Annotated in this window: 22 protein-coding genes; 10 read left to right on the forward strand and 12 right to left on the reverse strand. The window is 51.7% G+C overall.

The window, feature by feature from the left end; translation table 11 throughout:
* The first annotated feature begins 978 nt into the window (after positions 1-978).
* Positions 979-1,824 (forward strand): arylamine N-acetyltransferase, encoded by an 846-nt coding sequence (locus QT397_13755; protein ID WNZ58356.1) that lies wholly within the window; start codon positions 979-981, stop codon positions 1,822-1,824.
* Positions 1,821-2,408 (forward strand): flavodoxin family protein, encoded by a 588-nt coding sequence (locus QT397_13760; protein WNZ58357.1) that lies wholly within the window; start codon positions 1,821-1,823, stop codon positions 2,406-2,408. Before QT397_13755 ends, QT397_13760 begins: the two co-directional genes overlap by 4 nt.
* Here QT397_13760 and QT397_13765 read toward each other — a convergent pair.
* Positions 2,370-3,668 (reverse strand): MFS transporter, encoded by a 1,299-nt coding sequence (locus QT397_13765; protein ID WNZ58543.1) that lies wholly within the window; start codon positions 3,666-3,668, stop codon positions 2,370-2,372. The two genes, QT397_13760 and QT397_13765, sit on opposite strands and share 39 nt — an antisense overlap.
* A gap of 493 nt (positions 3,669-4,161) precedes the next feature.
* On the opposite strand from QT397_13765, the gene QT397_13770 reads away from it, so the two are divergent.
* Positions 4,162-4,767 carry a TMEM175 family protein gene (locus QT397_13770; GenBank protein WNZ58358.1) on the forward strand — a complete coding sequence of 202 codons (606 nt, stop codon included), beginning with the start codon at positions 4,162-4,164 and terminating at the stop codon, positions 4,765-4,767.
* A gap of 49 nt (positions 4,768-4,816) precedes the next feature.
* Here QT397_13770 and QT397_13775 read toward each other — a convergent pair whose 3' ends face one another.
* The 6 genes from QT397_13775 to QT397_13800 form a co-directional block, all read right to left on the reverse strand.
* Positions 4,817-5,239 (reverse strand): GNAT family N-acetyltransferase, encoded by a 423-nt coding sequence (locus QT397_13775; GenBank protein ID WNZ58359.1) that lies wholly within the window; start codon positions 5,237-5,239, stop codon positions 4,817-4,819.
* Position 5,240: 1 nt separating this feature from the next.
* Positions 5,241-6,395, reverse strand: coding sequence for a cupin domain-containing protein (locus QT397_13780; protein ID WNZ58360.1), 1,155 nt, complete (start codon positions 6,393-6,395; stop codon positions 5,241-5,243).
* Positions 6,396-6,523: 128 nt separating this feature from the next.
* Positions 6,524-7,897: an adenylosuccinate lyase gene (gene purB / locus QT397_13785; GenBank protein ID WNZ58361.1), complete on the reverse strand. Its 1,374-nt coding sequence runs from the start codon at positions 7,895-7,897 to the stop codon at positions 6,524-6,526.
* A gap of 15 nt (positions 7,898-7,912) precedes the next feature.
* Positions 7,913-8,548: a high frequency lysogenization protein HflD gene (gene hflD / locus QT397_13790; GenBank protein ID WNZ58362.1), complete on the reverse strand. Its 636-nt coding sequence runs from the start codon at positions 8,546-8,548 to the stop codon at positions 7,913-7,915.
* Between the two features lie 9 nt (positions 8,549-8,557).
* Complete coding sequence (gene mnmA, locus QT397_13795) at positions 8,558-9,703, reverse strand: tRNA 2-thiouridine(34) synthase MnmA (protein ID WNZ58363.1); 1,146 nt, start codon at positions 9,701-9,703, stop codon at positions 8,558-8,560.
* A 96-nt stretch (positions 9,704-9,799) separates the two neighbouring features.
* Positions 9,800-10,402: a pseudouridine synthase gene (locus QT397_13800; GenBank protein WNZ58364.1), complete on the reverse strand. Its 603-nt coding sequence runs from the start codon at positions 10,400-10,402 to the stop codon at positions 9,800-9,802.
* Between the two features lie 149 nt (positions 10,403-10,551).
* On the opposite strand from QT397_13800, the gene icd reads away from it, so the two are divergent.
* Complete coding sequence (icd, locus tag QT397_13805) at positions 10,552-11,802, forward strand: NADP-dependent isocitrate dehydrogenase (GenBank protein WNZ58365.1); 1,251 nt, start codon at positions 10,552-10,554, stop codon at positions 11,800-11,802.
* Positions 11,803-11,906: 104 nt separating this feature from the next.
* Here the strand turns inward: icd and cspD are convergent, their stop codons facing one another.
* Positions 11,907-12,206 carry a cold shock domain-containing protein CspD gene (gene cspD, locus QT397_13810; protein WNZ58366.1) on the reverse strand — a complete coding sequence of 100 codons (300 nt, stop codon included), beginning with the start codon at positions 12,204-12,206 and terminating at the stop codon, positions 11,907-11,909.
* Positions 12,207-12,471: 265 nt separating this feature from the next.
* Between cspD and clpS the strand changes: the two genes are divergently transcribed.
* Both clpS and clpA read left to right on the forward strand, forming a co-directional pair.
* On the forward strand, positions 12,472-12,852 hold the full coding sequence (gene clpS, locus QT397_13815; GenBank protein ID WNZ58367.1) for an ATP-dependent Clp protease adapter ClpS: 381 nt from the start codon (positions 12,472-12,474) through the stop codon (positions 12,850-12,852).
* A 134-nt stretch (positions 12,853-12,986) separates the two neighbouring features.
* Complete coding sequence (gene clpA, locus QT397_13820; GenBank protein WNZ58368.1) at positions 12,987-15,266, forward strand: ATP-dependent Clp protease ATP-binding subunit ClpA; 2,280 nt, start codon at positions 12,987-12,989, stop codon at positions 15,264-15,266.
* Positions 15,267-15,362: 96 nt separating this feature from the next.
* Here clpA and infA read toward each other — a convergent pair whose 3' ends face one another.
* The 4 genes from infA to trxB all read right to left on the reverse strand — a co-directional run bounded on the left by infA (position 15,363) and on the right by trxB (position 18,147).
* Complete coding sequence (gene infA / locus QT397_13825; GenBank protein WNZ58369.1) at positions 15,363-15,581, reverse strand: translation initiation factor IF-1; 219 nt, start codon at positions 15,579-15,581, stop codon at positions 15,363-15,365.
* Between the two features lie 125 nt (positions 15,582-15,706).
* Positions 15,707-16,426, reverse strand: coding sequence for an arginyltransferase (locus QT397_13830; GenBank protein WNZ58370.1), 720 nt, complete (start codon positions 16,424-16,426; stop codon positions 15,707-15,709).
* Complete coding sequence (gene aat, locus QT397_13835) at positions 16,419-17,138, reverse strand: leucyl/phenylalanyl-tRNA--protein transferase (protein ID WNZ58371.1); 720 nt, start codon at positions 17,136-17,138, stop codon at positions 16,419-16,421. The genes QT397_13830 and aat overlap by 8 nt, the downstream gene beginning before the upstream one ends.
* A 61-nt stretch (positions 17,139-17,199) precedes the next feature.
* Entirely contained in the window at positions 17,200-18,147 is a 948-nt protein-coding gene (gene trxB, locus QT397_13840) for a thioredoxin-disulfide reductase (protein WNZ58372.1), read from the reverse strand.
* Positions 18,148-18,557: 410 nt separating this feature from the next.
* On the opposite strand from trxB, the gene QT397_13845 reads away from it, so the two are divergent.
* The 4 genes from QT397_13845 to QT397_13860 all read left to right on the forward strand — a co-directional run bounded on the left by QT397_13845 (position 18,558) and on the right by QT397_13860 (position 24,223).
* A complete protein-coding gene (locus QT397_13845; protein WNZ58373.1) occupies positions 18,558-19,613 on the forward strand; it encodes a methyltransferase domain-containing protein in 1,056 nt (351 codons plus the stop codon).
* 226 nt (positions 19,614-19,839) lie between these two features.
* Positions 19,840-22,182 (forward strand): DNA translocase FtsK 4TM domain-containing protein, encoded by a 2,343-nt coding sequence (locus QT397_13850; protein ID WNZ58374.1) that lies wholly within the window; start codon positions 19,840-19,842, stop codon positions 22,180-22,182.
* Between the two features lie 93 nt (positions 22,183-22,275).
* Positions 22,276-22,887: an outer membrane lipoprotein chaperone LolA gene (gene lolA, locus QT397_13855; protein ID WNZ58375.1), complete on the forward strand. Its 612-nt coding sequence runs from the start codon at positions 22,276-22,278 to the stop codon at positions 22,885-22,887.
* Positions 22,880-24,223 carry a replication-associated recombination protein A gene (locus QT397_13860; GenBank protein WNZ58376.1) on the forward strand — a complete coding sequence of 448 codons (1,344 nt, stop codon included), beginning with the start codon at positions 22,880-22,882 and terminating at the stop codon, positions 24,221-24,223. Before lolA ends, QT397_13860 begins: the two co-directional genes overlap by 8 nt.
* Positions 24,224-24,242: the final 19 nt, after the last annotated feature.

Below are 24,242 nucleotides of genomic sequence, written 5' to 3' on the forward strand. Positions count from 1 at the left end.
TTATGAGTTTTTTATATGTGGCGATGTATTTAATATATTTATCCATATTTAGGATGATTTTATTTGACTGTTTGCCTGTGTAGGATATGTGTCTTTTTAGAACGGTTGTGTAGACTACTGTCTTGCTTTTCCAATGCTCAGACTAATTTGTATGTAGGTGGGGCAGGTATATAACGATTGTTATCAGGTGAAAAGGCAGTTGACTTAATGGTCGGGTTTAATCGGGTTTTCCCAACACATAGAACCCGCTTGATAAATTGCTGATAAGGGGACTTGGTGACTGGGCGTGCCTACTTGGTCCTTTATTATTGTGTAAATTGATTCTGTAGTATTGTGATTTTGAACTTCAATCTAGTTATTTGGGCGAGTCGTTTTTCTGTTTCGGCATAGCTTTCCCATATGATTACGTTGATATATGTTGGGTTATCTATACATATGGGGTAGTACTCCCTGTTTAGCCAGTTTCAGATACGTAAAGTCTTCAGCTAACTACAGCCACCCCTATAAACTGATTGTGCCTCATTCCTAATTGTCTCTTTTGATCATTAGGTTCTTTTGGTAGCGAGTATAGTCATGGTTAGAACCTGATTGGGTGTTGATATACTCTCCGTAAAGAAAGTAATTAAGTAGAAAGCCGTGTCCTACACGGCTCACTATTGCGGTGATATTCTTTGTCTAAATTGCTTTATGTACTAGTACACTTTCCAAAATTCCAGCAGCAGAAACACTATGATACTTGGTTGGTGTGCCTGATGATGTCGCTAAAAACGGTATTTTCACCAAGTTCTTCCTGATTTTTTTAATATCGTTATCGAGATTGGAGTCTGCGTTTGCTGAGTAATCCCTACACTGTGAGCCGGAATTGCTCTAGATCGTAATCAATGTAGAAGATGAAAAAAGCTATTGACCTCAAGTTAGGTTTAGGTATTAAGCTCTTGTCTATTGATTATGAGCCCGGATTTTGAGGAGACAATCGAGATGAGTACCCCTGGTATTAACTTGCAGCAATATTTAGACCGTATTAATTTTGATGGAACCCCGGGTGCTAACTTGCAGTGTCTACAGCAGTTGTTGACCCAGCACGTCCGTACGATTCCATTCGAGAACGCCACTTCATTTTTGGGAAGCCCCGTGGATATTGAGTTGGAATCTATAGAGGCCAAGTTGGTACAACAAAAACGTGGAGGTTATTGTTACGAGCAAAATGCCTTATTAGGGGCAGTGTTAGGGCAAATCGGTTTTAAAGTTACGAACCTCGCCGCGCGGATACTGTGGCAAATGCCGATAGGGCATCAACCCGCTCAGTCGCATATGATTCTGATGGTGGAGCTTGAGGGCGCACGCTTTCTGATTGATGCGGGATTCGGCAATAACACTTTGACTGCGCCACTAAATATTGACTCCAGTGATCGTCAGAGCACACCGCATGGTGTTTACCGCTTTACTTTAATAGGTGATGAGTACCTGTTAGAGGTTACAACCGATAGTGGTTGGCAACCTATGTACAGCTTTGACTTGAAACCTAAAACTCATGGCGATTATAAAATTGGTAGTTGGTATTGCTCAACGCACCCAGAATCCAGGTTTGTAGAGCACTTGATTGTTACTCGGTCTTTCCCAGAGGGGCGGCATACACTTTTCAATAGACAGTTAAGCTATCAACCACTTTTAGGCTCCAAGAGTGTTGTCATGATAGCGGATGTTGATGAGCTTCGGGCTACTTTACTGGATATCTTTGGGATAGAAGTGCCGGCTGGCAGAGAAATTGATCAAAAGTTAGGCCGGATATTTGAGTCAGGCGGCATAGCGGAGAGAGTCATATGAAGAGGGTAGGTGTTGTTTACCATTCTGTATCTGGCTGCAGTAAAGTTCTTGCGGAGTCCGTGGTGGAGGGAGTTAACACGCTAGAGAAGTGTATTGGTGTTGCCCTTGAGATTCAGGGAGAGAGCATTCGTCACGGACGTTATGAAGACCAGTCATTATTAGCTCAGTTGGATCAATGTGAAGCCATAGTAATGGGTTCGCCGACCTTTATGGGTACTGTCTCCGCTCAATTCAAAGCATTTATGGATGCAGCAAGTGAACGCTATGGAGATCGGTGCTGGCTGGATAAGTTAGCTGCAGGATTTACTGTTGGTAGTAATTTTAGTGGTGATCAGCTAGGTACCATCAGGACTCTACAGGTCTTTGCTGCACAAATGGGCATGTTGTGGGTTCCCCTGGATATTCTACCGAGTCAAGATTCCCTGGGTAGAAACCGGGGTGGTTGTCAGTCGGGCTTGGTAGCTGTCGCTGAGGGGGCTGGTGAAATTCATCAGTTGGACCGACTTACAGCCGTACATTTAGGTCGTCGAGTCGCAGGCTTAGCACTACGAACTTCCGATTTTAGAACCGCGCTTCTTGACTAGCTTTTTGCTGTTCAAAAGTAGGCTGCTGATGCAGCCTATGATGACGACAATCCCGATTAGCTGAAATCCCGCTTGGTAATTGTAGAATTTCTGTGTTGGTTGTGGAGCAAAGTCAAAAAGTCTGGCTAGTAGATTGCTGAGGGAGCGGATATAAGCGAACTCTATATCTTGATCGAGTGAGAGCCCTATGAGGGTTTGAATTACCCCTCCTAAAACAAAGCCCCCAGTTACAATAAGGGCAGAGGCAATGGCGTGCGCCTTTTCAGGAAGTTCAGATTGCACTATCGAGAGAGATAGAATTGAGCTGCTGAGGCCAAACCCTAAGAGAAAATTTGCCGCCAAAGTCCAGGAGTCCGACAAGTGAATACTCAGTAAAGCTGTGACAGCAATAATTGAGAGGAAACTAAAAGTTCTCGCTGGAATTATATAATCTCCCCGATAATGAGACCAAGCACCGACAATAAAGCTGCCGATAATGATGCCCGTTGAAATCATCGCATTGAGTAGGGCACTTTCTTTGGATGTTTCACGAAAAAAATCAACCTGGAACTGGATATTCCATAAATCAGAGTAGGCGATAATTATGCCGAAAAGGCAGGAGTAGAAGGTGAGGGCCAGCCAAAAAGCTCTTGATTTGAAGCATGAATTTAGCTTGTCAAATTGAGTGGCTTTTTTGGCAGAGAGTTCATGGGAAGAGTTTTGATTGCTGCCAATAAAAATAAATAGCAGCACAGCAAGGCAAATAAAAAATAGCGCTGCGATGAAGTAGGGCTCCCGGAATGAGACTTCGGTATCGAACAAACCGATAAGTAATGAGAGTGAAGCTGCTGCGAAATTAGCTAGTCCTTGGCTAACAGCGGCCATTAGTGAAAACTTATTAGGTAAATCCCGTCCGATAACATAGATAACTCCCAAGAAGCTACTGGATAATCCAAGTGCGACTAAGAGCTGCCCTGTAAGGGCTGTTCCGAAAGAATGACTGCTGGCAAAAATTACACAGCCGCTAGCGGCGAGGGCGGCTGAGATACCCAGTAAATACCGTGGACTTATAGGGCCCAATAGTGAGCCAAGTGTCAGTTGACCAATAGAATAGGCGACAAAGTAATATCCTCCCAGCATCCCTAAGCTTTGATGGTTGAGATTGAGTTCTTGAGTGAGGCTAGGTGATAGTAGGGCAAATAGGATTGAGTTGGTTACGCTGGCGCTGAAAAATATGACTGCAACTGTCCAAGACGCGTAGCGGAAGTGTTTCTGCCCCATAGGCTTTTCTTTATCGGTGTCTATTGCCACGTCTCGGCCTTGGGCTTCACTCCTCAGCTCCTGCTTATGATTGCAGCGACCAATAGGGATAAAGCGCTAGGGTTTTAAATGGATATGAAACAAGTCGCATTAGATAGATCTTAGAGCAATTAGGAGCCGTAGCCCGAACACAAGTAGTTGATAGTAAGCAGGATTGAAATCGATCGGGCAGCTAGGTTTGATCAAAGTATCGCCAACGGCTGTTGAAGTTGAATGCTATTTGCTAGGCGGTGCCGTATTGAGGAGCTTTAATAGACTCTTTATTCAAAAGAATACACTTACAAAGTCGTTATCACGTGATTTCATCTCCCCAATAGAAACATTCCGTGGCTCGTTATCAGGTGGAAGGGATGTGAGCAGTGTGAACGCTGTTGGCATCTTGATACTGGAGGTGAGATCGTGCTTCGGGACTGGGCTTTAATGAGTATGCAACCCTGGCAATCGATGGTGGCCCATGCGTCGAAAGTCTTTCTTGGCTAGCCGTATTAATGCCGTGAGTGATGGCGTTTTTGCCATTGCTATGACGCTGTTGGTTTTTAATATCCAGATTCCCGATCTGGAGGATATAAAGCCGGGCGAGGATTTCCACAGCAATATTCTTCAGCAGTTGCCCCACTTTTTTTCCTGGATACTGAGCTTTGCGATTCTCTGTCGGCTATGGCTTACCCACAATCATCTGATGTCGGACCACCAATTTAAATCGGTTGCCTTTACCAGTTTTAACTTTTTGCTATTGGGGGCGGTGGCGTTTATTCCTTTTCCAGCAAGTTTGATGGGGGAGTATCCAGACCAGGTTTGGTCAGTGATCTTATTGTCAGCCAGCTACGCGGTGGCCGCTATCGCAATTGCGGGTATGTGGTGTGTCGCTGCGAACCGAACGAACGTATCCGCGCACCGTGTACTAGTGGTCAGCATGGTGATGTTGTGTACCAGTATCCTGGCGTGCTTGTTGACCCTTTTCAATCCCTATTGGGGGCTTGGGCTCTGGATAGTATATGTGTTGGGGATAGTGCCTTTGGCTCACTTTGTCGAGAAGCGCTATGCCCCAGTAGAGAGTTGAGATGGGGCTGGGCCTGCCATATGGGTGCTGGTGGCAGGCCTCAAAATGGTCAAATCAGGCCGCGCACCATTTTGATGTGGGGAATTCCCGCTTCGTAAAACACGTCGCCTTCCACCTCAAACCCAGCCTGCAAGTAAAACCCCTCGGCATGTTGCTGTGCATGTAAATAGACTTGCTGAAAGTTTTGTTCCTTCGCCCGCTCACAGATGGCCTGCAATAGCTGGGCCCCGATGCCGCATCCGCGTGAAGATTTCTGTACAGCCATACGACCAATTTTTCCGCCTTGGGTGAGGCGCCCGGTGGCAACTGGGATTGTTTCGCGGAAGACGAGGAAGTGCTGGGATGTCTCCTCTTGATCATCCCATTCCAGGTCCGCAGGTACCTGTTGTTCCTGTACAAAAACTGCTTCGCGAATTGAACGAATTGCGTCCCGGTCAGTGTTCCAATCCGCTAGGCGTATAGCTACTGGCATCTCAGAAATCCTCAGGAGGGTAGATCAAGGTGCCCTGTGCAACCAGCTGATCGAGAAGGCCGCTGTCTTCAGCTATTTCTGGGAAGGCTTCGATATCATCCCAGGAAATTTCATGGGATTCAGCAAACTGCTCGGCAAACGCCAGGGGGCAGGGGAAGGCTTCACCATCAACAAATAAAGTGGCTGGCTCGCGGCAAAAGGCGGTGCGGGAAGCGGGATTTAAAACCAGTTGTGCTCCCTGGGGTATTTGTTCGCGCCAGTCTGCAGCGTCGTCAGCGTCCAGGGCTACAGTATCCGGGTATTTCGCTTCGGTCATAATCGCGCCAAACCACTGGGCGATTTTCTCCGGCTGCTGCAGCCATTCGCCGAGTTGTTGTTGCAGGCGGGCAACAGAGGCGGGGTCAATTTCCGCTGGGTTTTTCGCCACTTCAGCACGGGCATCGGTGTAACGCTGGCTGTCCGGCAAATCCATAGCAACTTCAGCGGCGAGATCTTCGAGGATCGCTGCGGCGGAAGGGGCGCGGAAACCAATAGAGATCGTGGTGCACCCACCTTCGGCTATTCCCCAATGGCTGTATTGGGGCGGCAAGTAGAGCATATCGCCGGGCTCTAGTACCCAGCTGTTTTCTGCTTCGAATTCTTTCAGGATATTGAGGGGCGTTCCTTCCAGGCGGGGATTGCTTTCATCCACTTTGGGGCCTTGCTGCCACAAGCGTTTGCCTTCGGCTTGGAGAAGAAACACATCGTAGTGATCGTAGTGGGGCCCAACGCTGCCCTTATCGGCGGCGTAACTGATCATCACATCATCCAGACGCCAGTCGGGGATAAAGCGGAAGAAATCTTTTAGTTCAGCAATTTCTGACATCCACTGATCGACAGCTTGTACCAGCAGGGTCCAGTGGGTTTTAGGGAGGGAGAGAAAATCCTCTTCAGTGAATGGACCTGTGCGCAGCTCCCAGGGGCCGCTTTCACCATTTTCCAATACCAAGCGAGACTCGACCGCTTCCTCCAGGGCCATACCTGCGAGTTCTTCACCCGAGATGGGTGATTCAAAGTTGGCGAAAGCATTGCGTATCAGCAGGGGTTTCTGCTGCCAGTATTCACGCATAAAAACTTCGATGGGCATGTCGCCAAGATGGGTAAGGGGGCTGGCCACGGTAACTCTCACTGTCAGAAGGCTGGGGTTGTATCTGGATATTCTGAGATTCGAAAACTATCCAGCGTACTTTTGTATTTCTTAAAAGATGACCAGCCGCACTGGGTGCGGCTGGTAGCTGGGCTCGGTTAAATTTTGCGAGCCTGTTCCACGGCATTACCGATATAGGATGCCGGAGTCATTTCCAGCAGATCGCTTTTGGCCTCTGCGGGAATCTCCAGGTTCTCGATAAATACTTTCAGGGTTTCACGGGTGATGCCCTGGCCACGGGTAAGGGCCTTCAGTTTTTCGTAAGGCTCTTCAATGTTGTAGCGACGCATAACCGTTTGGATCGGTTCTGCCAACACTTCCCATGAATTATCCAGGTCTTCCGCCAGGCGCTCGCGGTTGATTTCCAGTTTGCCCAGGCCTTTCATGGTGGCGGCATAGGCAATGGCGGAGTAGCCCGCACCCACCCCCATATTGCGCAGCACGGTGGAGTCTGTCAGGTCGCGCTGCCAGCGGGATACTGGAAGTTTGGCGGCCAGGTGCTGGAATACGGCGTTGGCGATACCCAGGTTGCCTTCGGAGTTTTCGAAGTCAATGGGGTTAACTTTGTGCGGCATGGTGGAGGAGCCAACTTCACCGGCTACGACTTTTTGCTTGAAGTAACCCAGGGAGATGTAGCCCCATACATCGCGGTCAAAATCGATCAGGATGGTGTTAAAGCGGGCAACAGCGTCGAACAGCTCAGCAATGTAGTCGTGGGGCTCGATCTGGGTGGTGTAGGGGTTCCAGCTAAGGCCCAGAGAAGAAATGAATTCTTCAGCATTTTGCTCCCAATCAATATTGGGATAGGCAGACAGGTGAGCGTTGTAATTACCTACCGCACCGTTAATTTTACCCAGCAACGGTACCGCTTTAATCAGGGCTACCTGGCGGCGCAGGCGCGCGGCCACGTTGGCAAGTTCTTTACCAACAGTAGACGGGCTGGCAGTCTGGCCGTGAGTACGGGACAGCATGGGGACGTCGGCAAACTCCTGGGCCAGGCCTGCGATAGCGTCAATCAGGGCTTCCATCGCAGGCAACATGACGTTGTCGCGGCCGGCGCGAAGCATCAGGGCGTGGGATAGGTTATTGATGTCCTCAGAGGTGCAGGCAAAGTGTACGAATTCACTCACTTTTGCCAGCTGGGCATTGCTGCTGATTTTATCCTTGAGGAAGTATTCAACCGCTTTTACATCGTGGTTCGTGGTGCGCTCGATTTCCTTGATGCGCTCAGCATCTTCCAGGGAGAAGTCGGCCACAATGCTGTCGAGCAGCTTGTTGGCAGCTTCGTCGAACTGCTCAACTTCGGCGATCTCTTTATGTGCGGAAAGTTTTTGCAGCCAGCGTACTTCCACTTCAACGCGGGCGCGGATCAGGCCGTATTCACTGAAAATTTCACGCAGGGGGGCAGTCTTGCTCTCGTAGCGACCATCAATAGGGGATACCGCTGTGAGTGCGGAAAGCTCAACTGTCATAGTAAATCTCCGGGATTAGTGTTCTATAGATTCGATATGTGCGATCAATTCGTTGGTCGCATTCAAAAGCTTTTTGCGCTGGAACAGAAGGTGCAGGCGACGCCCACCCAGCTGTCGCCATAGGGTTGCCGAGCGGATGCCGGCAAATAGCATGGAGCGAATTTGATTGGCGATACGCTGCTGTTGCAGGTAATTGAAGTCACCCAGTACTTGAATCCGGAAGCGGAAGGTACCTAGCGTATCGCTGTAGATGCTGGCGAGGTTGGAAAATACATTCTCGTGAGTCAGCTCGAAGTGCTCTGCTTGAGTCTTGGCCTTATCCAATCGGCTGCCAATGATTGATAGCAGGTCATTATTCTTGCTGAGTTGTCGCTGCAGGTAGATCACCGAGAGGGCGTAGCGTAGACCGTCGGTATATTCCGGGTGTTGCCGGGTCTTTAGTATTTGCTGCGATACTTTTAAGCCGGGCAGCAGCTTGTCTGCACCGGCGAATATATCTTCAGTGCGATCAGGGTTTAGTTGGAAGAGGCTATATACCCCGGTTTCCAGCTGTTCCTGCGGTGCAGAGCCTGTTTTGGCCAGGCGCTCCACCAGTGTTGCGGATTGGAATATTCCTGCCAGTGCCAGTGCCTGATCCCGCCAGTTATTCAAAATTACTCCTTAATCTTTCTTGTATTTTTCCGGTACTGCGGCGCCAACTCCCGTGGCTTTCTCGATCACCGCACCACCTAGACAGGTTTCTCCATCGTACAGTACCAGAGATTGTCCCGGTGTGATTGCGCGTTGTGGCTCGTCGAACTCTACAACCAAATCGCCATTGTCCTGCAGGTGCACGGTGCAATCCTGATCTGGTTGGCGATAGCGGGTCTTGGCCTGGCAGCGGAAAGTTTTGTCCGGTGCTGCGCCATTAATCCAGTGGGTTTGTGTTGCTTCCAGCCCCGTTGCATAAAGCAGGGGGTGGTGTGCTCCCTGGGCCACAATCAATACATTGCGCTCCAGGTTTTTTCCGACAACATACCAGGGCTGTTCGCCTGCACCTTTGACGCCACCAATACCGAGCCCCTGGCGCTGGCCAATGGTGTGGTACATCAGGCCCGCGTGGCGCCCCATGACTTCACCCTCTGGGGTTTCCATATCGCCGGGCTGGGCGGGCAGGTACTGCTCGAGGAAATCCTTGAAGCGGCGCTCGCCGATAAAGCAGATGCCGGTGCTGTCTTTCTTGTTGTGGGTGATAAAGCCGTTTTCTTCAGCTATACGGCGAACCTCGGGCTTCTCCAACTCTCCTAAAGGAAAGAGCGAGCGGGCAAATTCGGCTTCCCCCACCGCGTGCAGGAAGTAGCTCTGGTCTTTGTTGCCGTCGAGGCCCTTCAATAAATAGGTGCGGCCATCGATATCGCGGCGACGGGTATAGTGCCCGGTGGCTATTGCATCGGCACCCAGCACTTCGGCGTACTCAAGAAAGACCTTAAATTTGATTTCCCGGTTACACAGGATGTCCGGGTTGGGAGTGCGCCCGGCTTTATACTCTGCCAGGAAGTACTCGAATACGTGATCCCAGTACTCGGCAGCAAAATTGGCGGTGTGCAACTTGATGCCCAACTTCTTACAAACTGCCTGGGCATCCGCCAGGTCCGCCTTGGCGGTGCAGTATTCTGTGCCGTCGTCTTCATCCCAGTTTTTCATAAACAGGCCTTCCACTTGATAGCCCTGCTGGATCAGCAGGTGTGCGGCTACAGAGGAATCCACACCGCCGGACATACCGACGATGACGCGCTTTGGCTGTTTGTTGTGGGTGGAATCAGGCATAAGAAGGACAGTCACTACTTCACTGGTATGAAAGGGGGCGAATTTTACCTGCGAACGCCCCATTTGACCAAGACCGCTTTGATCTTCCGTTATAGATTATCGCTTTCGGCGCGGTCGATTGCGGTTGTTTGCCGGCTTTGTTCGGGGCTTGGGAGCGCTAAAAACCTCCTCCGTTCGATACTCGCCAGGCTTTAATGAGTCGAGCTTCCAGCTGCCTATCGCCACCCGGATTAGCCGCAGGGTAGGGAAGCCTACCGCCGCAGTCATCCGCCTTACCTGGCGATTCCGCCCCTCAGAGATAGTCAGCTCCAGCCAGCTGGTTGGGATCGATTTGCGCTCGCGAATTGGCGGTGTGCGGGGCCAAGGCTCCATATCAGGCAGGCGCTTGGCCTTGGCAGGTGCGGTTCGGCCATCCTTCAGGTCGACCCCTTGCCTGAGCATATAAAGGGCATCATCAGTAATGTCACCCTCCACCTGGGCCCAATAGGTCTTGGGCATCTTCCGCTTGGGGTGACTGATTTGATGTTGTAGCGCTCCATCATCAGTCAGTAGTAGTAATCCTTCAGAATCGTAGTCCAGGCGGCCCGCCGCGTAGAATCCCTTGTGCTGGATAAAGTTAGCCAAAGTGGCGCGATCCTGATCATCTGTAAATTGGCTTAATACGCCAAAAGGCTTGTTGAGGAGAATAATCTTTGCCATAAGAAAAATTGAGTATTGTAATCCAACTACAAAAATTAGCCGAGGCTGCTATAATCCCGCCGTTTTTCATCCCCGCCCTAAGGTCCCGGGGGAGCGGTGCAAGCAACGCTGGACCTAAAAAGTCATAGAATTTTGGGAGTTTACGCAATATGGGTCATATCCAAGTGCCGGCAGACGGCGAAAAAGTTACAGTCAATTCCGACGGTTCGCTGAATGTTCCGAATCGCCCGGTTATTCCTTTCATCGAGGGTGACGGCATCGGTGTGGATATCACCCCGGTAATGCGCAAGGTGATCGACGCGTCTGTAGAAAAAGCTTTCGGCGGCGAAAAGAAAATCGAGTGGATGGAAATCTACTGCGGTGAGAAAGCGGCAGAGACTTACGCTGGCGACTGGTTCCCGGCTGAAACTCTGGAAGCGATCAAAGACTACGTTGTTAGCATCAAAGGCCCCCTGACCACTCCAGTAGGCGGCGGCTTCCGTTCCTTGAACGTAGCCCTGCGTCAGGAGTTGGATCTGTACGTATGTCAGCGCCCGGTGCGCTGGTTCAGCGGTGTACCTTCTCCGGTTAAAGAGCCGAACAAGGTAGACATGGTTATCTTCCGTGAAAACTCCGAAGATATCTACGCTGGTATCGAGTGGAAAGCTGACACTGACGAAGCTAAGAAAGTTATCAAGTTCCTGCAGGACGAGATGGGTGTTAAGAAGATCCGTTTCCCTGAGAACTGTGGTATCGGTGTTAAGCCGGTTTCTGCAGAAGGTACCAAGCGTCTCGTGCGCAAGGCCATCCAGTACGCTGTGGATCAGGATCGCGATTCTGTAACCCTGGTACACAAAGGCAACATCATGAAGTTCACCGAAGGTGCCTTCGCTGATTGGGGTTACGAGCTGGCTCGCGACGAGTTTGGCGCTCAGCCGCTGGACGGCGGCCCCTGGCACAGCTTCAAGAACCCGAAGACTGGCAAGGAAATCGTTGTTAAGGACGTAATTGCTGACGCTATGCTGCAGCAGATCCTGCTGCGTCCGGCTGAGTACGACGTAATTGCTACCCTGAACCTGAACGGCGACTACCTGTCTGACGCACTGGCTGCACAGGTTGGTGGTATTGGTATCGCTCCGGGCGCAAACCTGTCCGACGACGTTGCCCTGTTCGAAGCAACCCACGGTACTGCGCCTAAGTACGCTGGCCAGGACAAGGTTAACCCGGGCTCCCTAATTCTTTCCGCTGAGATGATGCTGCGTCACCTGGGCTGGAACGAAGCTGCTGACCTGGTAATCAAGGGTATGGAAGGTGCTATCGAAGCCAAAACTGTAACCTACGATTTCGAGCGTCTGATGGACGGTGCTGAGCTGAAGTCCTGTTCTGCGTTTGGTGACGAAGTTATCAAGCACATGGCTTAAGCTACATCCGTGAGGCTGGGCTGGCTTTAAGTTGGCCCGAGTCCCATGAAAAAAGCCCTTCACATTGGTGAAGGGCTTTTTTATTGTCTGTTTGCTGGACTCGCTTAGCCGACAGCTTCCGCTTCCTTCTCCCGCGACTTTTCTGTGTGTACTGCATCAGATTCGCTTTTGCTCGAAGTGTTGGGTGAAGTGGTTTCGGAGGTCAATGCGGAGATATTTGCAGCGTGGTAGCCCTTGTCTCCTCGAATAATATCGAAGGTGACTTGCTGGCCGGCCTTCAGGGTTCGGTAGCCTTCCATCTGAATTGCGGAATAGTGCGCGAACAGATCCTCCCCTCCCTCATCTGCAAGAATAAACCCATATCCCTTAGCGTTGTTGAACCACTTTACAGTACCGGTAGGCATAACGATTCCCTCTAATTGCCTGAGTGGCCCCTGGCCACCTTACAGAGTTTTTATATTTATTTGACCTGCTGGTTAGTCGGCTGCGATCCTATCTGCGACTAACGTTTGATGTAGCGGTCACTACCTCTTGTAGTCAACAGCTGGGGGATTGTCAAGGTTCCCCGCTGACCGCTGTGTCAAAGGTCAAATAAGGTTACAATGTCACGTCATTGAAGGTTGCATTGGGTGCAATTTTCAGGCTCGATAGAATTCATTGATAATTGTTATGAGTACTTCGCGAATCATTAAACTAAGCTCCAGTGACTCCGATGGAGACAACCCGTACTTCGATGATTTCGATGGTGGGTTGGCCCTTGAGGAGGCGCCGCCGCAGCTGAAGCGGCCGCCGATGTATAAAGTCGTTATGCTCAATGATGACTACACCCCCATGGATTTTGTTGTTGAGACTTTGGAGTTGTTTTTTTCAGTAAACCGGGAGCGCGCCACACAGTTAATGTTGCAGGTTCACACACGGGGAAAAGCAGTGTGTGGTGTCTATACTCGGGATATAGCGGAGACAAAGGCCGCACAGGTCAATCAGTTCGCTCAAGAGAATGAGCATCCCCTGTTATGTGAAATTGAAGCGGACGAAAGCAAAGAGGATTGATTCTGACAAAAACTGCTTTGAACAAAGGGTCCCGTCACCTGAAGGGAATCAGCCAGGATATAAACGCCGGCGAAGGGTGCGCGCCTACCAGCGGAGTCGGCGGGAAATATTGGCGATTAGGGTTTGAGGTTTAGATGCTCAGCAAGGACTTAGAGGTAACGCTTAATCTAGCGTTCAAAGGTGCTCGAGCGAAACGGCATGAATTCATGACCGTTGAGCACCTATTGCTGGCGCTCTTGGATAACGAATCCGCAGCAGATGTTCTACATGCGTGCGGGGCGGATTTAAGTGCATTGCGCCGTGAACTCCTGGAGTTTGTGGACTCCACAACACCGTTGATCCCGGAGGCCGATACAGATCGAGAAACCCAGCCGACATTGGGTTTTCAGAGGGTCCTGCAGAGGGCCGTATTCCATGTCCAGTCATCCGGTAAAAAGGAAGTTACAGGGGCTAATGTCCTGGTCGCCATTTTCTGTGAGCAGGAGAGCCAGGCTGTTTACTACTTGAAGCAGCAGAGTGTTGCCCGGATAGACGTAGTTAACTACATCACCCACGGAATTTCCCGCGTTGGCTCCAGTGGTAATAATCACCATCACGGTTCCGATACTGCACCTGAGCAGGTAGATGAGGAAATTAGTGGGGGCGCTGAGCCAGGTGGTTCCGACCCCCTGGAAAGCTATGCCACCAACCTCAATCAAGAGGCAATTCTTGGTCGTATTGATCCGCTTGTGGGGCGTGCACCTGAGGTGGAGCGTGTCACGCAGGTTCTCGCTCGTCGCCGCAAGAACAATCCACTGTTGGTGGGTGAGTCCGGTGTCGGCAAGACGGCAATTGCTGAGGGCTTGGCACGGCGTATTGTCGATGAGGATATCCCCGAACCTTTGAAAGAGAGCACTATTTACTCTCTGGATCTCGGCTCCCTGCTGGCGGGGACCAAGTATCGCGGTGATTTTGAGAAGCGCTTTAAGGCGCTGCTGGCGGAGCTCAAGAAGCGTGAGCACGCCGTACTGTTTATTGATGAGATCCACACCATCATCGGGGCCGGCGCCGCTTCAGGAGGCGTCATGGATGCCTCCAACCTGCTTAAGCCGCTACTTTCCAGCGGTCAATTGCGCTGCATAGGCTCCACTACTTTTACTGAATATCGCGGTATCTTTGAAAAAGATCGCGCGCTGTCGCGCCGTTTTCAAAAGATCGATGTCAGTGAGCCCTCAGTGGAAGAGACCGTGCAAATATTGCAGGGGCTCAGAAGCTGCTTTGAGGATCACCACAAGGTCCGCTTTACCGATGGAGCTTTGGATGCTGCTGCGCAGCTATCCAGTCGTCACATCACCGAGCGATTCCTCCCAGATAAGGCCATTGATGTAATCGATGAGGCGGGAGCCTACCAATCTTTGCTGCCTGAAGAGGACCGCAAAGAGGTTATTGGGGTTTGTGAGATTGAGATGGTTATCGCCAAGATGGCGAGAATACCTGCCAAGAGCGTGTCTGCTTCTGACAAGGAGCAGTTATCACGCCTGGATGACAACCTCAAAATGGTGGTGTTTGGGCAGGACAGCGCGATTGATGCCCTGGGTACTGCGATTAAGCTGAGTCGCGCCGGCCTGGGTTCTGAAGAGAAACCCATCGGCTCCTTCCTATTTTCGGGCCCCACCGGAGTCGGCAAGACAGAGCTCTGCCGCCAATTGGCGAAGGTGATGGGTATCGAGCTGATTCGCTTCGATATGTCTGAGTATATGGAGCGCCATACGGTTTCCCGCCTGATCGGCGCGCCCCCTGGGTATGTAGGTTTTGACCAGGGTGGTTTACTGACAGACTCGGTAACCAAGCACCCTCACAGTGTTGTGCTGCTCGATGAAATTGAGAAAGCACACCCCGAAGTATTCAATCTGCTTTTGCAGGTGATGGATCACGGTACCCTAACTGATAACAACGGCCGCAAAGCGGACTTCCGCAATGTCATCCTGATTATGACAACCAATGCGGGCGCTGAGGTGATGAGCCGTCGTTCAATTGGTTTCTCCCATCAAGATCACTCCACCGATGGAATGGAGGAGATCAAGAAGATGTTTACCCCGGAGTTCCGCAATCGCCTCGATAATATTATTCAATTCCGCTCTCTGCCTCTGGATGTCGTGAAGACGGTGGTGGATAAGTTTATCGTTGAGTTGCAGGCCCAGTTGGATGACTCCAAGGTGACACTGGTTGTAGATGATGAGGCTCGAGAGTGGTTGGCGGTGCGGGGTTATGACGAGAAGATGGGTGCGAGGCCTATGTCCCGTCTGATTCGCGACAAGCTGCGCAAGCCTCTGGCAGAAGCCGTGCTCTTTGGTGAGTTGGCAGAAGAGGGTGGGCGTGTTTGCGTCACTATTGAAGATGATGAGCTGGCGATTAAAACGGCGGTGCCCGCCTAAAGTAAATTAGCTTCAGTCAAGCAATAAAAAAGCCACCGAGAGGTGGCTTTTTTATTTCAGGTCAAATTGCCTTGCGGAATTTGGCCTCTGAGCGAATTAGCGCGCGCGGTACGTAATGCGGCCCTTGCTCAGGTCGTATGGAGTCAGCTCCACTTTCACCTTGTCGCCGGTGAGAATGCGAATGTAGTTTTTACGCATCTTTCCAGAGATATGCGCAATTACCACGTGTCCGTTTTCCAGCTTTACGCGGAAAGTGGTGTTCGGCAGGGTGTCGATCACCTCGCCTTCCATTTCAATATAATCGTCTTTTGCCATGCGGCAGCAACCTTACAATAACTTGATCAGACCTTTACCCCGGAGGCTCTTTGGCCTAGCCGCGGCTTGACGGGCGAGCATTTTGCACGAAAAGGCAAGATAGAGCAAAGGGAGAGTGTGTTGAACTAGAGCGATTTAAGGCTCCAGCGGTTTTCTTTTAACATTTCGATGGGGCGAAATTGGCTTTTATAGGCCATTTTGTGGCACTTCTCAATCCAGTACCCCAGGTAGAGATTAGGTAGTCCCAAGCGCCGGGCCCATTCGATCTGGTAGAGGATGCAGTAACTGCCCAGGCTCCGTTTGTCCTCATCGGGATCGAAGAAAGTATAGATGGCCGATAACCCGGCAGTCAGGATATCTGTTACCGCCACTGCCACCAACTTGCCGCGGGCTCTCAGCTCAATATAGCGAGTAGACCCCCAAGCCTGGCTTAGGAAGCTGCGGTATTGTTCCCGGCTGGGTGGATACATCTCCCCATCGGCGTGGCGCTGCTCGATATAGCGGGCGTAGAGTTCGTAATGCTCATCTGTATCGATGGACTCGATATGGAATATGTCCAGGTCCTTGTTGCGCTTCCAACAGCGTCTCTGGTTGCGGTCAGGGACAAACAGGCTCACAGGCACGCGAGCCGGTATACAGGCGCGACAGGTCGCGCACTGGGGGCGATAGAGGTAGGCACCACTGCGCCGGAACCCCAGCTCTGACAGGCGGTTGTACAGACGCTGATCCACTTCTGTTTGCGGATCGACAAACACCGTTGTTGCCTCCCGATCCGGCAGGTAACCGCAGGGGTGGGGCAGGGTGGCCAATAGGCGCACTGAATCCAGCTGAGAGTATTTACCCATAAGTCCACGAAAGCTTCCAGGGCTGCGGGAAAGGCGGCTGCTTAACGCCGTCTGCCAGCAGTTGTTCGAAATCCTTACGACACATTTCCACCGCCCCAAGGCTGCTGAGATGAGGATTGCTCACCTGGCAGTCGATCAGTGGGCAGCCCCACAATTCTAATTGCCGAACGAGGTGGACAAAAGCGACTTTTGAAGCGTCTGTCTCCCGGTGAAACATCGACTCCCCAAAGAACACTCGCCCCAGCGCAGTACCATAGAGTCCGCCAACGAGTTGACCGTCGCGCCAAACCTCCACTGAGTGGGCAAACCCCTGATGGTGCATGTCGATATAGGCGTCGCACATCTCATCGGTGATCCATGTGCCGGTTTCATCCGCCCGGGGGGCACGGCAGGCCTCAATTACCTCGGGAAAGGCTTGGTCGAAGGTGACCGAAAAGGTTCCTCGGCGCAATACTTTGCGCAAAGTGCGGCCAATACGAAAGTTTTGCGGGATAACCACGCAGCGAGGGGAGGGGCTCCACCACAAGATCGGCTGGTCATCTGAATACCAGGGGAAGACCCCTCTTTGATAGGCTTCAACCAGCCACTCGGGAGTCAGGTCTCCTCCGGCCGCCAGCAAGCCATTGGGGTCATCCAGTGCGAATTCAGTTGGGGGAAAATCAACAACGGTGTGGTCGAGCCACATCAGGCGGCTTTGGGTGTTCCCTGCCACGATCTGACTCCTGTCGGTAGAGGGGGATACCGGGCAGAAAAGCTCTGCCCGGGGATTTGACTTACTTCTCGGCGTCGAGGAAGCGCTCGGCGTCCAGGGCGGCCATACAGCCGGTACCCGCAGAAGTTACCGCCTGGCGGTAAATATGGTCGGATACGTCACCTGCGGCAAATACACCGGGAACAGAAGTCTGAGTGGCATTGCCGTTCAGGCCGCTCTCCACAATGAGGTAACCACCATTCATTTCAAGCTGGCCTTCAAAGATACCGGTATTCGGTTTGTGACCGATAGCAATAAATACACCGGAAACGTCCAGCTCTGTAGTGGTGTCGTCCTGGGTGTTGCGCAGGCGCAGCCCAGTTACACCGTTGTCGTCACCGAGCACTTCGTCCAGGGTGTTGTGCCAGCAGACATTGATATTGCCGTTTTCCACTTTATCCATCAGGCGGTCCTGAAGGATTTTTTCTGCGCGAAGCTCGTCGCGGCGGTGAATCAGGGTCACTTCACTGGCGATATTGGAGAGGTACAAGGCCTCTTCCACGGCGGTGTTGCCACCACCGACAACAGCAACTTTCTGGTCGCGATAGAAGAATCCGTCACAGGTCGCACAGGCGCTGACACCGCGTCCCTGGAAGGCTTCCTCAGAAGGTAGGCCCAGGTACTGAGCTGAGGCGCCAGTGGCGATAATCAGCGAGTCACAGGTGTAAGTTTCGTTGCCTTTCAAGGTGAAAGGGCGCTGTTTCAGATCAACAGATTCGATGTGATCGAAGATGATTTCTGTCTCGAAGCGCTCTGCGTGCTGCTGCATTTGCACCATCAGGTCCGGACCTTGAAGCTCCGGAATACCGCCCGGCCAGTTCTCGACTTCAGTGGTGGTGGTCAGCTGCCCACCCTGTTGCATACCCGTGATAACAACCGGGTTCAGGTTTGCCCGTGCAGCGTAGATAGCCGCGGTGTAGCCGGCAGGGCCTGAGCCGAGGATGATCAGTCGATGATGGTTATTGCTCATGAAGTACTCTTTAAAACTCTCAATTTGCGAAGTTTACCCAATGGGCTGGGAGTCCATATGCCCGTCCATTTTTTGATCAGGCGAGACTATTAAATTGGGCGATATAATAGGCGATATTTACCATTCGGCGAAATAGTTTGCCTTAATTTGTTCGATTGATCCTACCTATTCAACTCTCTTTGACCTTGCTAGAGCTTTGGCTCAAATCGGAGTTTGCGCCAAAGCTGGCCGTAAGAGCTGGAAAAATGTAAAAAAGTTCCAATCTGAGGTAACTGCTGCTGGCTTTGATAGGGGGAGAATGGAGTGTCACAAATTAGAATTACGGATTGTTAGATGTATTGAGTGTGTGAGCGTCATAGAGGCCAGTGACTTCGAGTAAGTGCCCAAACCCTAGTGGGTTGAGGATCGTTATGCGCTATAAAAGAAAGTTCATACCCTTAAACCTGAAGCGAGAGCAGTTGGGGCATCCTAAAACTTTTCTGACCCTTAGTGAGGAGGCCCAGGCTTTCGTAGCCGAAATTATCGACGATAGTTATTCGTTGCGTTTTTCCATTGATCTGGAGCCCGATGGCGATCACCGGGCGAGCTTACATGGCCCACCCCACCTGCTGGATCTATTTACCGCGCTTAACTTGCAAATACGCTGTGAAATTGTCTCTGATGGATATGGTGATACAGGAGGTGGGGCGGTTACTTGCGCGGGTGAGCCAGAAGAACTCGAGAAGTTTGCTATGGCGCTGGGCCTCAGCAATGGTTGTCGAGTTCTCGACTTGATGTGTGGCAGGGGAGTCCTGAGTAGCTACCTGCTTAAGTTTGCCAAAGCTCATGGGGTTATTATTCAATGTAGCTTGTGCGATTCCCACCCTTCGCAGCTTGAAAACCTTGACCCAAATATTCAATTGCTAGCTGCCGATATCACTATAGGTGACGGAAGAAACTTGCCATATCCCAGTGAATTATTTGATGCTGTGGCAATCAGAATGGGCCTGCACGAAGTGCCTTATAAAGATCAGCCCCTGGTTCTCCAGGAGTGTTATCGGGTTTTGAAGCCGGGAGGTCCGCTGTTGGTTTGGGACTTGATGCCGGCGTCTGCCGGGGTCCAAGATTTACTGTGTGCCCAAAAGCGAAAATTGTCAGCGCTGACACACCGTGAATCGTTGCTCTTGGATCGGTTCTTTTTGCGGGAAGACCAGTTGTTACAATTGCTCAGCGATGCAGGCTTTTCGCAAGCAGAGCGGGTATCCAGAACCTATTACCGAGATAGTACTCAAGACAAATTAAAAACAGAGTTGGGCGGGGATCAATACAAATTGGAAATTCTGAATAGTTACCTCCGCGAGAGAGTTACCCAGGCGATTATTGATGAGGTTTGCTGGGAGGATTCAGGGCAGGATATCTCGATGATGATTCCAAATTGCATCTATCGCACGTACAAACCGATAAATTTAGAAGAGAATACTGGCTAGGAAGCGCTCCAGGTTTTTCGATACTGCCGCCAAACAACAAAAAACTACTTGGCGTCAGGGATCGTAAGGCGCAATCTGAAAGCGTAGATTGTAAAATAGCCTGATTGAGTTGCTTTCTTCTGTAAGCAATACAGAATTTTGTCGGGCGGCATGGGGATTCAGGTCCCAGGTAGACATCGCCAAGTTCATGTGGACATAAAAAGTACAGCATTATTGAGGTAAGCCATTGAAGGCCGAAAGCGCAACTGAAAAAAGCCCTGCAGAGAGCAATGCATTGCCAGACTCATTGATCGCCCGACTCGTTCGCGAGGGGGCCCTGATCAGTTTGCTGGCTGGTGCCCTGTTGCTCGCCATTAGCCTGTTAAGCTTTAGCGCAGAAGATCCGGGCTGGTCGCAAACTGGCAGTACCCAACAAGTGCACAATGCCATTGGGCCAGCCGGTGCTTGGCTGGCAGATGTGTGTTTGTCTTTGCTCGGATGGATGGCTTACCTGTTCCCCTTGCTGATTGGTCTGCGGGCCTATCACATTCTTCGCGATCGCAATGCCCGCTTCCATTTGCCGCTATTTGCTTTGAGGATATTTGGCTTGCTGCTGGTTCTTGTCAGCGGGGCGGCAATGGCGACTCTTTGTTTTGATCCCGCAGAAAACCCATTGCCGTTTACCAACGGAGGCATCATCGGCAGTGCGATGGCGTCTGCCCTGGGTTCTAGCCTCGGCTATGTAGGGGCAACCATTTTACTGCTGGCGATATTTGCTATCGGTGTCACTGTTTTTACAGGTTTGTCGTGGCTCAAATTGGCAGAGGCAATCGGCAAGAATGTGCTCGGCTTTTTTGCCTTACTGGGCAGTTTCTATCAACGCTGGCGCCAAAAGCGCAATGAGCGGAGGGTGGCCAGAGAGGCGATTGTCGTGCGCAAGGCGGCTGTGGAGGAAGAGAAACAGCGAGTTGCCAAACGAATTCCCCCGAAGATTGAGCCCACTGCCCCCAAGCCGAAGCAGAGTCCTCGGGCAGCAAAGGAAAAACAGCGAGAGCTTTTCAAGAGTGGCCCGGTTACTGGAACCCTGCCGCCGTTGGGTCTACTCGATCCAGCAGATCAAAACAAGAAGGCCGGCTTCTCCCGGGAATCCCTGGAAGCGCTGTCACGCCTGTTGGAACTTAAGCTGAAAGACTTCGGCGTTGTTGCCGAAGTGGTATCTGTGCTGCCGGGACCGGTAGTAACCCGCTTTGAAATTCAGCCAGCTCCCGGTGTAAAGGTGAGCAAGATTTCCAATCTGGCAAAAGACCTGGCGCGCTCACTGGCGGTGATCAGTGTGCGTGTGGTCGAGGTAATCCCAGGCAAGTCGGTTGTGGGTATCGAAATCCCTAACGAAAATCGACAGATGGTACGCCTCAGTGAAGTGTTGTCGGCAGATGTCTACGATAATGCCAAATCGCCGCTGACTCTGGCGCTCGGTCACGATATTTCCGGTCAGCCGGTGGTGGCCGATCTGGCCAAGATGCCTCACTTGCTGGTAGCGGGTACCACCGGTTCGGGTAAATCCGTGGGTATCAACGTTATGTTGTTGAGCCTGCTGTACAAATCCACGCCCGATGAGGTCCGCCTGATTCTGGTGGACCCAAAAATGCTGGAGCTCTCGGTGTACGAGGGCATTCCGCATTTGTTGACCCCGGTCATCACCGATATGAACGATGCCGCCAATGGTTTGCGTTGGTGTGTTGGAGAAATGGAGCGCCGCTACAAGTTGATGGCAGCAATGGGGGTGAGAAACCTCGCAGGCTTTAACCGCAAAGTGAAAGAGGCGGAAGAGGCCGGGGAGCCGCTGATCGATCCTATCTGGCAGCCAGATCCCGCCTCCAGCGTGCCGGAAGATGAACAAACCGCACCGGCCCTGAAAGCACTGCCTGCCATTGTTGTCGTGATTGATGAATTTGCCGACATGATGATGATCGTCGGTAAAAAGGTCGAACAGCTGATCGCGCGAATCGCACAAAAAGCCCGTGCAGCTGGGATCCACTTACTGCTTGCAACCCAGCGTCCGTCGGTGGATGTTATTACCGGCTTGATTAAAGCTAACGTACCTACTCGAATCGGTTTTCAGGTTTCGTCCAAGGTGGATTCCCGCACAATCCTCGACCAGGGCGGTGCGGAGCAGCTGCTCGGTCATGGTGACATGTTGTACTTACCGCCTGGAAGTGGTGTTCCTGTTCGTGTCCACGGCGCTTTTGTCGACGATCACGAAGTGCATAAAGTTGTCGCCGATTGGGGCCGTCGCGGTGAGCCTGATTATATCGATGGTATTGTCGACGATAGTAATAACAGTATCCCCGTGCCTGGATTACAGTCTGAAGGCGGTGAGGATGAAGATCCTGAAGCCGATGCGCTCTACGACGAAGCCGTAGCTTTCGTCACTAAATCCCGCAAGGCGTCAATTTCCTCTGTGCAGCGTCAGCTGCGGATTGGTTACAATCGCGCGGCTCGAATTATTGACGCCATGGAGGCTGCCGGGGTGATATCTGCGGCGGGCCACAACGGCAATCGAGAGGTGCTGGCACCGCCGCCAGCCTGATAGGAGTTTGGCCCTTGGAGCAGTGGCGGGTTAAGCCTCCGTTCACTTAGTCGGGGTTAATCTTTAAGGAAATCAATACGTTGGGACTCCACTATGAAAAGAATTCTGCAGGGTCTGCTGCTTTCAATCAGTGTTACCGCCAGCGCGGCCTGGGCTGATGCCACCGATGACCTGAGCGATTTACTCAAGCCGTTGGAAGCGATTTCGGGTAATTTCAAACAGACATTGATCGACGAGCGTGGCGAGGTCACACAAAAGAGCAATGGTAGCTTCTCTGTGCAGCGCCCGGGCAAATTGCGCTGGAAAACCGGTGAGCCTTATCCCCAGTTACTGGTGACAAACAACAAGACACTCTGGCTGTACGATCCGGATCTGGAGCAGGTGACAGTTCGCCCAGTGGATGCCCGTATTAAGGATACCCCAGCCCTATTGCTGGGGGGCAAAGTAGAGGAAATACGGGGCTCGTTTAATGTGAGCCAGAAAGAAGGGGTTTATCACCTGACCCCCAAGAACCCCTCGGCCCCTTTTAAAGCCATGGAAATTCGATTTGCCAAAAATGGCTTGCCGTCGGCAATGACCGTGCGCGATGGTATGGGACAAACCACTGAAATTCAGTTCAGTGGTATGGAGGCGAATCCAAAACTATCCGCTTCTATATTTGATTTTAAGCCCCCGGCCGGTACTGACATTATTAAAGATGAGTGATCTGTTCGATACTCCCAAAACCCACCAACCCCTCGCGGCCCGTATGCGGCCGAATTCCCTGGCCCACTATGTGGGCCAGTCGCATTTATTGGGGGAGGGCAAACCTCTGCGGGAGGCCGTAGAGCGCGGCCAACTGCACTCAATGATTTTGTGGGGCCCACCCGGTGTTGGCAAAACCACTTTTGCGCGGTTGCTAGCTGAAGAGTGCGATGCTCGATTTGCCACTCTGTCTGCGGTACTCGCCGGAGTGAAAGATATTCGCCAGGCGGTGGCCGAAGCTGAACAGCACCGGATACAGTCGGGCCGACACACTATTTTATTTGTCGATGAAGTGCATCGATTTAATAAGGCTCAGCAGGATGCCTTCCTTCCCTACGTGGAGGAGGGCACTGTGACTTTTGTCGGGGCGACTACGGAAAACCCGGCTTTTGAGTTGAACAATGCACTTCTGTCCCGGTGTCGCGTCTATCTTTTGCGCAGCATTCCTGAAGAGGAGTTATTGGGGTTGCTGCGCTACGCCCTGCAAACCGACCAGCAGTTGCGCGAGCGGAGCGTCAACATTCCCGAGGAAGTGTTGGGCAAGATTGCTAGGGCTGCCGATGGAGATGCCCGCAGTGCTTTGAACTTGCTGGAAGTGGCCTGCGATCTGGCCAAAGAGGAGGCCGGGCGACTGATTGTCGATGAAGACGTGCTCGCCGAGGTGCTCAGTGCCGATGTTCGCCGTTTTGATAAAGGCGGCGATTATTTTTACGATCAAATTTCCGCCATGCATAAATCAGTGCGGGGGTCTGACCCGGATGCGGCGCTCTACTGGTTTGTGCGGATGCTGGATGGAGGCTGCGACCCGTTATATATCGCTCGCCGTGTCGTGCGTATGGCTAGTGAAGATATCGGCAATGCGGACCCGAGGGCTTTGCAGTTGTCGCTGAATGCCTGGGATGTGCAGGAGCGCCTGGGGAGTCCCGAGGGCGAGTTGGCAATTGCCCAAGCCATTACTTACCTGGCGGTTGCGGCAAAAAGCAATGCAGTTTACTCCGCTTACAATCGTGCCGTGGCGGATGTTCGTCGCGAGCCCAGTTATGAAGTGCCAGTGCATTTGCGCAATGCCCCTACCAAACTGGCAAAAAGCCTGTCCCACGGTGCGGAGTATCGCTACGCCCACGACGAACCCGATGCTTTTGCTGCGGGAGAGAATTACTTCCCCGAAGAGATTGCTGAGCGCGAGTACTACCAGCCGGTTCCCCGAGGGTTGGAGTTAAAAATTTCAGAAAAATTGCAGACTCTGCGCCGACTAAATCGCGAGAGTGACAAGCAGCGTTACAGAAACTCTAAATAGATAGAAAGGAAGCAGCTAA

This window comes from Microbulbifer sp. MKSA007, assembly GCA_032615215.1.
In the GTDB taxonomy this organism is placed as follows: Bacteria; Pseudomonadota; Gammaproteobacteria; order Pseudomonadales; family Cellvibrionaceae; genus Microbulbifer.